The sequence below is a fragment of the Draconibacterium sp. genome, from assembly GCF_041583095.1.
Lineage (GTDB): Bacteria > Bacteroidota > Bacteroidia > Bacteroidales > Prolixibacteraceae > Draconibacterium.
This window is the reverse complement of sequence record NZ_JBFHGM010000129.1, coordinates 1-13575: the sequence shown is the minus strand read 5'-3', so window position 1 is coordinate 13575 and position 13575 is coordinate 1. Positions and strand designations below refer to the sequence as shown.

At 39.6% G+C, this 13575-nt stretch carries 10 protein-coding genes; 9 read left to right on the top strand and 1 reads right to left on the bottom strand.

Features of this window, described 5'->3' with window-relative positions; all coding sequences use genetic code 11:
• The 3 genes from ABZB17_RS12915 to ABZB17_RS12905 form a co-directional block, all read left to right on the top strand.
• Window positions 1-1034: right-handed parallel beta-helix repeat-containing protein (locus ABZB17_RS12915; RefSeq protein ID WP_372650763.1), on the top strand; the 1034-nt coding region annotated here is incomplete at its 5' end.
• 160 nt (window positions 1035-1194) lie between these two features.
• Window positions 1195-3093: a sulfatase-like hydrolase/transferase gene (locus ABZB17_RS12910; protein ID WP_372650762.1), complete on the top strand. Its 1899-nt coding sequence runs from the start codon at window positions 1195-1197 to the stop codon at window positions 3091-3093.
• Window positions 3094-3105: 12 nt separating this feature from the next.
• Window positions 3106-4641 carry an alkaline phosphatase gene (locus ABZB17_RS12905; protein ID WP_372650761.1) on the top strand — a complete coding sequence of 512 codons (1536 nt, stop codon included), beginning with the start codon at window positions 3106-3108 and terminating at the stop codon, window positions 4639-4641.
• A gap of 218 nt (window positions 4642-4859) precedes the next feature.
• On the opposite strand, the gene ABZB17_RS12900 is transcribed toward ABZB17_RS12905, so the two are convergent.
• On the bottom strand, window positions 4860-5789 hold the full coding sequence (locus tag ABZB17_RS12900) for a helix-turn-helix domain-containing protein (RefSeq protein WP_372650760.1): 930 nt from the start codon (window positions 5787-5789) through the stop codon (window positions 4860-4862).
• A gap of 94 nt (window positions 5790-5883) precedes the next feature.
• Between ABZB17_RS12900 and ABZB17_RS12895 the strand changes: the two genes are divergently transcribed.
• From ABZB17_RS12895 to ABZB17_RS12870, 6 genes are all read left to right on the top strand, one after another.
• Window positions 5884-7671: an L-fucose isomerase gene (locus tag ABZB17_RS12895; protein ID WP_372650759.1), complete on the top strand. Its 1788-nt coding sequence runs from the start codon at window positions 5884-5886 to the stop codon at window positions 7669-7671.
• A gap of 84 nt (window positions 7672-7755) precedes the next feature.
• A complete protein-coding gene (fucK, locus tag ABZB17_RS12890) occupies window positions 7756-9234 on the top strand; it encodes an L-fuculokinase (protein WP_372650758.1) in 1479 nt (492 codons plus the stop codon).
• 25 nt (window positions 9235-9259) lie between these two features.
• On the top strand, window positions 9260-9694 hold the full coding sequence (gene fucU, locus ABZB17_RS12885; RefSeq protein ID WP_372650757.1) for an L-fucose mutarotase: 435 nt from the start codon (window positions 9260-9262) through the stop codon (window positions 9692-9694).
• A 136-nt stretch (window positions 9695-9830) separates the two neighbouring features.
• The gene (gene fucP, locus ABZB17_RS12880; protein WP_372650756.1) at window positions 9831-11135 is read left to right on the top strand and encodes an L-fucose:H+ symporter permease; all 1305 of its coding nucleotides are present in this window, start codon (window positions 9831-9833) and stop codon (window positions 11133-11135) included.
• A 102-nt stretch (window positions 11136-11237) separates the two neighbouring features.
• A complete protein-coding gene (locus tag ABZB17_RS12875; RefSeq protein WP_372650755.1) occupies window positions 11238-12533 on the top strand; it encodes a class II aldolase/adducin family protein in 1296 nt (431 codons plus the stop codon).
• Window positions 12534-13223: 690 nt separating this feature from the next.
• Window positions 13224-13575 (top strand): alpha-L-fucosidase (locus tag ABZB17_RS12870; protein WP_372650754.1); only part of this gene is annotated, 352 nt, incomplete at its 3' end.

The following is a 13575-nucleotide window of genomic DNA, read 5'->3' as shown; positions in this document are numbered from 1 at the left end:
TAGCTATTCGAAACTGTTATGTCCATCATGTTAATGGCAAGGTTGGAGGTAAAAAGACTGGTGGTATTTATGTTGAGGTGCGCGGAGAGCAAGTCAAGACTAAATTTCATAATCTGTTAATTGAAAACAATAGAATTGCACACACCGGAGGCGTTGGAATCTCCAATCAGTCGAGCTGGGGAAACATAAAAAGCGATGATTACCATCCGTGGACAAACTTTGTAATACGCGGCAATAGAGTGGAACATACCGGCCGAAACGGAATAATTATGCGTTATGCCTTAAATCCAATAGTTGAATACAATGTATTGGCCTACAACAGCCGTTTCGATACCGGGCACAGCGTGTTTAATTTTAATACGGTTGGCTGTGTGGTGCAATACAACGAAGCTTATGGCAATACCAGCGATAATCCGGATGACATTGACCACGGCGGGTTTGATGCTGATTACAATTCGCGCGGAACGATAATACAATACAATTACAGCCATGACAATAACTGGTTTTGTGGCATTATGAAACGCCCGGTTAACACCGATATTACCATTCGTTATAACATCAGTCAGAATGAACTGCTGGGGGCATTCTTGTACGGATTTCCAAAAGAAACCGGAGTTAAAGATGTGAAAATTTACAACAACACCATTTACTTTGGAAAAGGTAAAGGAACACGCGTTTTTGTGGCAGCCGGAAAAACACGAATACCAACTGAAACTGCCTTTTATAACAATATTTTCTGTTTCGAAGAAAAGGCAGAATGGGGCTTTGAACCTGATGAAACCTGCGTTTTCGAGAACAACCTGTTTGTAAATGTTGGTCCGAAAGGCGAAGCAGCAATTAACAAAAATCCCCAATTTGTAAATCCGGGAAGTGGAAAAACCGATATTGATATGAAAGATCCCAACAGACTGTCGGGATATAGATTAAAAGAAGGTTCGCCTGCAATACAAACAGGGAAAGAACTGGAAAACAATGGTGGTAAAGATTTTTCAGGTAGGCAGATTTCCGGTATTCCCAACATAGGAGCATTGTAAAAGTTGGTTTTTAAGGCAAATCATATTCAAACAAGATGTAGTAGTGCAGAATAATTTCTGGTGGAAAAAGTTAAAAAGAAGGTATTTTATACCTTGCCACAATATTTCAAACAAAAGTAAAAGGAACGATTTGTTTCTAATCGAGTAAAAAATAATTCAGATGAGAAAATTTAAAATTTCTGATGTATTGATTCTATTCACTTCACTTGTGTTCGTTTTTCTGGTAGTTGGATGCCAGGGAAAAGAACCTTTAGAATTACCAAATATTTTGTGGTTAACAAGCGAAGATAATAGCCCGTTTTTGGGGTGTTATGGTGATGCTTATGCAACTACGCCCAACCTCGATAACTTGGCCTCAGAAGGCTTTTTGTATACACACGCTTATGCAAATGCGCCCGTTTGTGCTCCTGCCAGAAATACAATTTTAACAGGTATTTATGCCATTTCGGGAGGTAATCAACACATGCGAAGTTCGTATCCCAAATCGGAAACCATAAAGCCGTATCCTGAATATTTAAAACAACTGGGCTATTACTGTACCAATAATTCGAAAACCGATTACAACACGAGTAGTGCTGATCCGGATGCTATTTGGGATGAATGTAGTCGCGAAGCCCATTACAAGAACCGGAAGGATAGCCAGCCATTCTTTGCCGTTTTCAATACTACCATTTCTCACGAAAGCAGCATTCATAATTCAATACCCGGCGAAAATCTTCGTCACAAACCCGAGGATGTGAAACTACCTCCATATCATCCTGATACTCCGGAGTTGAGACACGACTGGTCGCAGTACTACGATAAGGTGGAAGATATGGATGCACAGATTGGCAAGTGGCTGAAAGAATTGGATGAAGCAGGTTTAGCCGAGAATACGATTGTGTTCTACTACGGCGATCATGGCGGTGTGCTTGCCCGAAGCAAACGCTATGTTTACGAAAGCGGAACGAGAGTACCTTTTATCGTTCGAATACCGGAGAAATACAAACACCTTTTTCCTGCCGAAAAGCCCGGTTCGAAAGTTGATCGGCTGATCAGCTTTGTCGATTTGGTTCCAACGTTGTTAAGTATAACAGGAGTGGATATTCCTGATTATTTGCAGGGAGATGCCTTTTTGGGAGAACAAAAAACTAAGGATCCTGAGTATGCCTTTATGTTTCGTGGCCGAATGGATGAAAGATACGATATGTCTCGTGCTGTTCGGGATAAAAAGTACCGATATATTCGAAATTATATGCCTCACCGGATTTATGGCCAGCATTTGGAATACTTGTGGCGCGCTCCTTCTATTCGGTCGTGGGAACAGGCGTATCAGAATGGTGAGTGTAATAAGGATCAAAGAAAATTCTGGGAAACCAAACCCAAGGAAGAATTGTACGATACCGAAAATGATCCATGGGAAGTAAATAACCTGGCGAATGATCCACAGTACAAAGATGTATTGGAAAGAATGCGGAATGCGAACAAAAACTGGCTAATCAAAATAAATGATACCGGATTTATTCCTGAAGCCGATATGGTTGAAATTACACGGGATGTACCCATGTATGATTACATGCGGTCGGGGAAAATTAACCTGGAGAACATCATAAACGCAGCTGAAGTCGCAACAATGGGTAATCCTGAAAACCTCTCCGCGTTGCAAAACTACCTGAAGGATGAAGACAGCTCGGTACGGTACTGGGGAGCGCTTGGTTTGTTGCTGCTGGGAAACAGCGCTGATCCCGTTAAAAAGGATCTTGTCGCTGCCCTTAATGATCCTTCGTCGAGTGTGAAATCAGTAACGGCTGAAGTGCTTTATAGTCTGGGGGAACAGGATATTGCAAGAAAAGCGCTACTTGAGGTAATAGGAAGCAGTAACGAGTTTGGCCGCTGCTATGCCCTGAACTCGATTGATGTTACTCAGGACTCCAGTTCAGTCGTAATCGATGGTGTGATAGAAATGATGAAATCGTTACCCGACCTGAGCAGAAACCAGTATGATCTTAGAGCGGCTAAGGTATTGCTTGATAAATGGGGTGTCGATCTCGCAGAATACGATATTAATCTGGACTGGTAAAATTGAAAGAAAATGAGAAAATACAACAAAAAACCGGCTACTCAAATTGATTTTATTTTGGTTCAAATTTTCTTTCTGACATTTCTTTTTATAGCTACCAACAGTTTCAGTCAAAACAATGATACTGTCCAGGCGCGACATAAGGTTACGCTGCCCGAGGCACACATAGGAGATTTGGAAATAGATACCAAACTACTGGATAGTTACGAATTGCTGCCAGCAAATGTTCGACAGTTTTATTTCGATGCCAGAGCTGTTTTCTCTGAAATACCAGATGCTGATTTTAATCAGCCCAAAATACTCGCATCGGCCCAAAAACATGAAATCGTATTAATGGGGCATCCGATGCTAGGCAACTTAAAACCAGACGGTGTTACGCTTTGGTTACGACCGGCAACATCAGGTCCGTTCCTGCTCCTGATAAAAAACAATAACGGAATAAGTAAGCAAGTGATACCGATTAAATCGGTACAGCCAGGTGTGGCAAAAAAAGTAGTTGTTAATGAATTAGCACCTGATCAAAACTATAGCTACGAGATTTTATCTCAGAAGCAAGTGTTGGCAAAAGGAACTTTTACTACTGCGCCGAAAAAGGGAAGTCAGGGAGAATTCAGGTTAACTTTTGGGTCGTGTTTTCATAAAATAGGAATTCAAAATCCGAACCTTGTTAACCAGATAATTGCAAGAAAACCGAAAGCCATGATGTTGCTTGGCGATATAGCTGTGGATGACAGGGAGAATAACATTGAAATGCACCGATCCGATTACTTGTTGCGTGATCTTTCAAAATCATGGCAAGAATTAGCTGCAAACATTCCTCTTTTTACTTCATGGGACGACCACGATTACCTTAATAATGATCTGAGCGGCATGCCGGATGGAATAACATCTGAAAGCAGGGAAAGATTACGCATGGTGTGGAGACAAAATTGGAACAACCCAGAACCTGATGGTGAAGGAATTTATTTTAATACTCGTATAGGGCCCGTAGAAATTATTATGTTGGATACCCGATCCTGCAGAACAATTAACAAGCGCGGAGAATATTCTTCTTACCTTGGGATTGATCAGCAAAACTGGCTAAAAAATACCCTCAAAAATTCAACGGCAACATTTAAAATTATTTCAAGTGGCACCATGTGGAACGATGATGTGTCGAATGGTAAAGATTCATGGGGAACCTGGGATACCGGTGCAAGGGAAGAAATTTTTTCGTTTATAGAACGACATCAAATTTCCGGGGTGATTTTGCTTAGTGGTGATCGACACGGAGCAAGATCGTTTACCATTCCCCGAAAAAACGGACATAGATTTTATGAATTCGAAGTTGCTACTCTGGGAGGAGTTCCCGGGCCGGACGCCATGGCTCCGAATGCCGAGAACCAATTGTTTGGTTATGATGGTGACAGGTTTATTGCCTTCGGAGAATTTACGTTTTATACTTCAGGGGAACAGCCCTCACTTGTTTTCAGGTTAATCAATCAATATGGTCAAATTCTGGAAGAAATCCCATTGGTATATGATATGTTGACACCTCCTGGTATTTAGGATTCTCAATTATTGAACCATAATTGCCCGATGACTTGAGTAAAACATATTATACCAATTGTTTTTCAGTGTGAGCTTTAAGCGAAACGGTGAAATTATCCCGAAATTTCGGGAGTTAATGCCGATTGACGAGGAGAATTATCTTAGATAAGGCTAATCCTCATTTCACATCGGTATAATACATTTGCAACGCTCTCTTTGCATTGGCTGGTTATAAATTATGCTAATACTTTTTTATATTGGGCAGGTGAAAAACCGGAAATTTCTTTAAAAATCTTAGAAAAATGGTAGCGGTTGGCAAACCCGGTTTTATAAGCGACCTGATCGATTGAAAAATTTGAATGATGTAATATAATACATGCTTGATTAATCCGTTTTTGGCGAATATACTTCTGCGGAGACATGCCGGTTTCCTTAGAAAATAATTGAATAAATGCATTTGTTGACATTCTTGCTTCTTCTGCAAGAATTGAGTTGCTCAAATCTTTATCTATATTCCGCTCAATATAAGCCAGACTATTTAAAATTCGTTGATTTTTCGATAAGATATTCCAGCTTTCTTCAGGCAGTTCTGCCAGCAAATCCGTAATAAGTGATTGTAGGGCCAGGCTGATATGAAAGCTGAATTTTGTGTTTTCATAATTCAAATGGCGCTTAATCATTTGTAGTTTCTCCAATAAATGATCGGTTAAGTCGAAACAAAAGATACCCGGTTGAAAAGTGTCGTATGGAATGCCTATGTTAAAATGAATAAAGAGGTGCAGTATATATTGATCTAACTTTTCTTTTTCTTCAGAAAAGTTAGTATTTACTCTTCCTCCCTGTAACGAACAACCGGCCTTTGGAATTTTATTGTTATATAACCTGGTAGCATATGAGGTGTTAGGAGGAATCATAATTACCTTGTTTGGCGCAAGATGATATTCTTTCCCATTGTAGATAATTACAGCTCCGCTTGAACTGTTATGGTAAATGCGCCAGTATGGAAAAGACAATTCCTTAAATTCCCACTTTTCAAGCCACCAGTGTCGGCAACACAACAATTGAATCTGATATTTTGGAAAGTATTGGGTAACATCCGATGGATCACCGAAATGCGGAATTATATTCTGTCGTGTCATAGTTTTATTTAATAGAAATAGATACAAAATTAATAAAATTAAGCATTTTAAATAACTGTGCTTTTATTCACCTTTGCTTATCACTTAAATAAAATTAACAAACAATAAAACATAATCAAAAATGGCAAACAGATTAATTGGAGATTTACCTAAAGTAGGTATTCGTCCGGTAATTGATGGTCGCGAAAATGGTGTTCGTGAATCACTTGAAGTTCAGGTAATGGAGTTGGCAAAAGCAGCTGCTGCATTTATCGAAAATAACCTTCGTTTTCCAGGTGGCGAAAAGGTAGAATGTGTACTGGCAGATACATGTATTGGAGGTGTTGCTGAAGCTGCAATGTGTGCCAGTAAATTTAAAAAAGAAGGAGTAGGAGTTTCATTAACGGTAACACCATGCTGGTGCTACGGAACAGAAGTAATGGATACAGATCCTCTGCTTCCAAAAGCAGTTTGGGGATTCAATGGAACCGAACGTCCGGGAGCTGTTTATCTGGCTGCTGCTTTAGCCGGATATACACAAAAAGGTCTTCCAACTTTTGGAATTTACGGACGCGATGTACAGGATGCAGGAGATACAAGCATTCCTGCCGATGTTCAGGAAAAATTATTACGCTTTGTTAAGTCTGCACTTGCTGTGGCACAAATGAAAGGTAAATCTTACCTCTCGATTGGATATAGCTCAATGGGTATAGCCGGTTCAATGGTTGATTCTAACTTTTTTCAGGATTACCTTGGAATTCGCACCGAATTTGTTGAGTCAGTAGAAATTTTGCGTAGAATAGATGAAGGTATCTATGATGAGGAAGAGTATCAAAAAGCCCTGGCCTGGACCAAAGAAAACTGCAAAGAAGGAGAAGATCCGAATGCACCGGAAGATCAGGCTGATGATGCAAGAAAGCAAGTAGAGTGGGAAACCGTTGTGAAAATGACGTTGATTTGCCGCGATATGATGATTGGTAATCAAAAGCTTATCGACAAAGGTTTTAGAGAAGAAGGTTTAGGAAGAAACGCTATCTGTGGTGGTTTTCAAGGGCAAAGACAATGGACTGATTACAAGCCGAATGCCGATTTTACTGAAGCGATTCTTAATTCATCCTTCGATTGGAATGGAATTCGTGAGGCATTTGTGTTTGCAACGGAGAATGACAGCTTAAATGCGGTGCCAATGTTATTTGGCCACTTGTTAACCAATACAGCTCAGATTTTCTCTGATGTTAGAACGTATTGGAGTCCTGATGCCGTTAAAAGAGTTACCGGAAAAGAGCTAACAGGATTAGCGGAAGGTGGTATAATTCACTTAATTAATTCAGGATCAACTACACTCGATGCAACTGCACAACAACGCAATGCCGAAGGCGAACCTGTAATGAAACCTTTCTGGGAAATAACTGAAGAAGAAGCTCAAAAATGTTTGGATAATACAAAATGGCCTCAGGCAGAGCGCGGTTATTTCCGTGGAGGTGGTTATTCATCGCAGTTTAAAACCGAGGGCGAAATGCCGGTTACCATGTCGCGTGTGAACCTGGTGAAAGGTATTGGCCCGGTATTGCAAATTGCGGAGGGCTGGACTGTTGAACTTCCTGATGAGATTCACACTGTACTTGATGTACGTACAAATCCAACCTGGCCAACTACCTGGTTTGTTCCAAAAGCTACAGGACAAGGCGCTTTTAAAGATGTTTATTCAGTTATGGCCAATTGGGGGGCAAATCATGGAGCAATTAGCTATGGACATATTGGTGCCGATTTAATCACTTTAGCTTCCATGTTGCGCATTCCGGTTAGCATGCACAATGTTTCTGAGGACGACATTTTCCGTCCAAGTTCGTGGGCTTCTTTTGGTGAAGAAAAGGAAGGTGCGGATTATAGGGCATGCGAAAATTACGGATCACTATATGGTATAAAATAGGATTTGAATTTTTATTGAGTAGGGGCAAGGAGATAACTTCTTGTCCCTTAATTAATACCTTACCTACATTATAGAACTAGAACTATGAGTCAGAAAGATATTGCTATTGTTTTTGATTGCGGGGCAACCAATGTTCGGGTTATTGCAATGGATAAATGCGGGAAGCAAATTGCTTCACACTCACTTCCTAACGAAACCGATAAGGATCCGCATTATCCGGGTGGCAGAATTTGGGATTTGGATAAACTGTGGCAGAAATTAGCTTCAGCAGCCAAACACATTACTGCCGAAATAGATTGCAATCGTATCGCCGGAACTACAGTTACTACTTTCGGGGTAGATGGTGCATTTGTCGATGCTCAGGGAAAATTATTATATCCGGTTATCTCGTGGCAATGCGAGCGCACAACTCCGATAATGGCCAATATCGAGAAATATTTGCCATTATTAGAGTTGTATAAAACCAGTGGTGTATTCCCTTATGCCTTTAATACCATAAATAAGATGATCTGGTTTCGTGAAAACCGGCCTGATGTTCTGGAAAATGCACATCAGTTTTTATTTATCCCCTCGCTGTTAATTAATAAACTTTCAGGAGCTTTTAAAAACGATGCGACTATGATGGGAACAGCGATGATGGCTGATTTGAAATCGCGTAAAATGTCGCCAAAGATTTTGAAAGCCATTGGAGTAGGGAGTGAATTGTTTGGTGAAATTGGTGAACCTGGAAGTCAGGCCGGAACGGTTAACGAACATTCTGCATCCGAAACCGGCTTACCTAAAGATACTCCCGTGTTTTTAGCTGGCCACGATACGCAATTTGCTATCTATGGATCAGGGGCAAAACTCAATCAACCGGTGCTTAGCTCGGGAACCTGGGAAATTTTAATGGCTCGCAGTAAGACTTTTAAAGCCTCTGAATTTGCTCTTGAGAAAAAGATAACCACGGAAGCTGATGCTGAAGCGGGAATCTATAATATAGGACAAAACTGGTTGGGATCGGGCGTGCTGGAGTGGTTTTCACGTCAATTTTATTCAGAATATTGTGGAGATGAGCTGTACCGTAATATGATAGAAAATGCAGAACAGGAACAGCCCGGAGCTCGCGGAATTATTGTTGATCCTGCATTTTATGATGATGGATACGGAAGCGAAGGCGGAATGATTAAAGGATTAACCATTAACACATCGCGCGGTCAAATATATCGTGCATTTTTGGAAGGACTTGCTTATCGGTTACGGGAAGGACTTGAAGCGCTTGAAACTGCTGGTAGTTTTAAAGCCGAAAGTATAATTTGCGTGGGAGGCGGATCTAAAAACAGGTTGTGGAATCAACTTCGGGCCGATGTTTGTAAGGTTCCAATTCAGTTAATCGATCAAAAAGAAACTACCGTGCTGGGGGCATCTATGTTTGTCTTTAAAGGAGCCGGTATATTTAATTCGCTTGCCGAAGCACGTAAACAAATTGACTACAATCCACAACTTGTGGAGCCCTCAATAAACACTGAGGTTTACGAGGGATATTATCAAAATTACCTAAAACTTCGCTCAGGTAAAGAATAACTTTAATACATCAAACTTTAAACTTATGTTGAAAGGAATATCACCTTTATTGAGCCCCGAATTGTTAGCAGTATTGTGTAGAATGGGGCACGGCGATGAAATTGTTTTGGCCGATGCTCATTTTCCGGCTGAAAGTTTTAACAAGAATGTTCTTCGGGCTGATGGACTTAAAATACCTGATATACTGGAGGCTATACTGCCGCTTTTTGAATTGGATGAATATTGCGACAATCCTTTAATAATGATGAGTGCTGTTGAAGGCGACACGCTCGATCCAAAGGTTGAAGAGAGATATTTGGAAAGTGCCAGGCAATCAAATTCAGAAATAGAACCGGTTTTAAGAATTGAACGATTTGCTTTTTATGAGCGGACAAAATCGGCCTTTGCGGTAGTTGTAACCGGGGAATTAGCCAAATACGGAAATATCATATTAAAAAAAGGAGTTACACCAGTTGACTAATAAAACTTATGAAACGAACATGATTTTTCTGCATTCTGAATACAATAATGAGAATGAATGAAACTTGTGTGAGTTCCTGATTTTCTTCTCCTTCAGAGGGTAGATGAATATTCAGAAATCAAAAATTTTTAAACTTATGAAACCAAATAAAACGAAAGTAGTAGAAAGGAAATATTTATTTCCCTTTATTGTAATTACCAGCTTGTTTGCGCTGTGGGGATTTGCAAACGATATCACAAATCCTATGGTTGCGGCATTTAAAACGGTAATGGAAATCTCAAACGCAAAAGCTTCGTTAGTGCAGTTTGCTTTTTATGGAGGTTATGCAACAATGGCAATTCCGGCAGCCTTATTTGTTCAAAAGTTTAGTTATAAAAAAGGAATTCTTTTAGGGCTGGCACTTTATGCAACAGGAGCACTCCTTTTTTGGCCGGCCGCGCAATTTCAGGCTTTCGGATTCTTCCTTGTTTCATTATACATTCTGACTTTTGGGTTGGCCTTTTTAGAGACAACAGCTAATCCGTTCATTCTGTCGCTGGGAGCGGAAGAAACCGCAACAAGGCGATTAAACCTGTCGCAGGCTTTTAATCCCATGGGATCGCTTCTGGGGATGTTTGTAGCTTCGCGAATTGTTTTAGCAGCATTGGAATCGGACAAAAGAAATGCAGCTGGAGAACTTATTTTTCCTATGCTCGACGAGGCAACTAAAGCAGCTATTCGTACTAACGATTTAATGATCATCAGAAATCCGTATGTAATTCTCGGTTTGGTTGTAATAGTAATGTTTGTAGTTATTTTGCTAACAAAAATGCCACAAACCGGTCACGCAAATGAAATTCATCCCTACCATTCATTCAAGCGACTCATTAAAAATAAAATCTATCGCGAAGGAGTAGTGGCGCAGGTATTTTATGTGGCTGCTCAAATAATGTGTTGGACTTTTATCATTCAATATGCCGATAATCTTGGAATTGATAAGGCCACAGCACAGATGTACAATATTGTTGCAATGGGAATATTTCTTGGTAGCAGGTTTATTAGTACACTATTAATGAAATATGTAAATGCCCGAAAATTATTAATGTTGTTTGCTATAGGTGGTATCTGTACCATATCTGGTGCGATATTGATTGAAGGAATGGCTGGCCTGTATTGTCTGGTCGCTACTTCTGCATTTATGTCGTTAATGTTTCCTACAATTTATGGAATTGCTTTAAATGGAATTGGACAAGATGCAACTCTGGGTGCGGCAGGACTGGTAATGGCAATTGTAGGTGGAGCGTTAATGCCGCCTTTACAGGGATCTATTATCGATATGGGGCAAATTGGAAATATGCCGGCAGTTAATGTGTCATTTGTTTTACCGCTAATAAGTTTTGTGGTGATTACGGTATATGGCTACAGATCGTACAAGTTTCATGAGAAACATTCTGTAAGCTAAGATGAATGTGCCGAGCAGTATACTTCTAGCTCAATATTCACTTAACAGTTAGATTATATACTACCAAATAGGAATAATTAAAAATAACAATACAAAGAGATTATGAGAAAATTAAACACAAAATGGATGCATCCTCGTGATCAAATAATAATGATCATTGACAAGATTTACAAAGGGGGACTAACTACTACATCAGGTGGTAATATTTCAATTATTGACGATAATGGCGATGTGTGGGTAACTCCCTCAGCTATCGACAAGGGAACTTTACGAGCTTCTGACATTATTTGTGTGCGAAAGGATGGCTCTATTGAAGGGCGGCATAAACCATCCTCAGAATATCCTTTTCATATTGCCATTTATAAGTGCAGACCCGAAATTAAAGCGGTTATACATGCACATCCACCGGCACTGGTTTCATTTAGTATTGTGCGTCAAATTCCAGATACCAATGTGCTGCCACAGGCCAAGAATGTTATCGGTCCTATAGGTTATGCACCTTACGCCCTGCCTGGCAGTAACGAATTGGGAGATGTGATTGCTGATGAATTTGAAAAAGGAGTAAATGCCGTAATTATGGAAAACCACGGTACTGTAGTGGGTGGAATTAATTTGAACGATGCTTTTCAGCGTTTTGAAACGATGGAGTTTTGTGCACGAACCTTAATTAACGGAAATACAATTGGTACGGCCAATTACCTCACCGATCAGCAAATTGAAGAATTTGAAAACCAGATCCCGCGTTTACTGCCTGAAATGGACAAAACCAGCTATCCATCGGATGAACGGACTATTCGTGAGCAAATACAACGAATTGTGCTACGTGCCTGCGAACAAGGCTTAATGATAAGTTCTTACGGTACTGTTTCAGTGCGTTGGAAAGAAAATGATTTTCTGATAACGCCTACAAATGTAGCTCGTTGGGATATTCAGCTAAAGGACATCGTGCAGATTAAGGACGGCAAACGAGAGCCAGGAAAAGTACCAAGTAGAGCGACCTGGTTACACCAGGAAATTTATAAACGTTTTCCACATGTAAATTCAATTATTCTTACTCAAACTCCATACCTAATGGGTTATAGCGTAACCGGCGAGAAAATTGATGTAAGAACAATTCCCGAAAGTTGGATTTTCCTGCAAGATATTCCCAATATGCCTTTCGGATCGCATTTTGCCGGACAAGAGGCGATTTTAGATACACTTTCAGAGAATACTCCTGCGGTGATAATCAATAACGATTCGGTTTTGGTAACCGGCGATAACTTGTTGGGAACCTTTGATAAACTTGAGGTAGCTGAATTTAGTGCTAAGTCTTTAATAATGGGTAATTCTTTGGGAAAACTTATTCCTATTAATGACGAACAGGTGGAGGATTTAAGAAAGAAATTTTTGGGGTAGAATTAATGTTTATCCATTTAACCTGGCTTTTTATTGCATATATGTATATGTGTTGTAGAAGCAGGTGATGGTGGCGCAGAATTCTTTAATCGATATTAAAGTTGAAGCAAATGCCGATGAAATTGTCTGGAATATTACTGTAAAATAAAAACATGATAATCCAATTATCCAATAATTTGCTGAGTTCTGTGAAATGATAATTTATACACCTTTCATGTGAGCTAGTTAAGAAAGGTCAGAAAAATATATGAGCAGTGGTGGTAATGGGGAGTATGGCTAGTGCGGAATAAACTATTTGTAGAACGCTAAGTAGGAAACCCAGCAGCCTGTAAAACGTTATTACAGATAAAAAGTACAATTTAGAATTCCTGATTGGATTCATAACAGAAATAGAAAATATGAACTATTTCTAATTTGATCACTCAGGGATTTATTTAGTTCGTAATGAAGTCCGCCCGGTTTTTAAATAAGGAATTGAATCGTGGGTTGTCACGGGAATACGGGCGAAACTGGTTGTTAATAAACCAAAAGTCCTTAGAGTAAAAGTCAGCATTTTATTTAAAAAGTAAGTCCAACTAAAAAACTATTCAATAGTTACGCCAATAAAAGAAAGCAAGTACGGGCTTGAAATAATATATTCTTTTACATTCGGTTTTGTAACTATTTGTTTTGAAACTAATTTAAAATCATATGAAATACTTAATTCTTGTTTTTGTACTATTTGTAACAGTTGTTTCGGCCAATTGTCAGGTTAACTACCTGGAGGAATCAACAGAAGATTTTGAAAAGCGAATGAAGTGGTTCACCGACGCCAAATACGGGATGTTTATACATTTTGGTTTATACAGTCAACTTGGTGGAATTTATGACGGTAACGATGAGGGAAAATATGCCGAATGGATTCAGGCCAATCAACAAATTCCAAAATCAGATTATGTGAAACTGATAGAAACCTGGAATCCTAAAAACTTTAATGCCAATAAAATTGCAAAGCTGGCGAAAAATGCTGGAATGAAATATTTGGTAATTACCACAAAACATC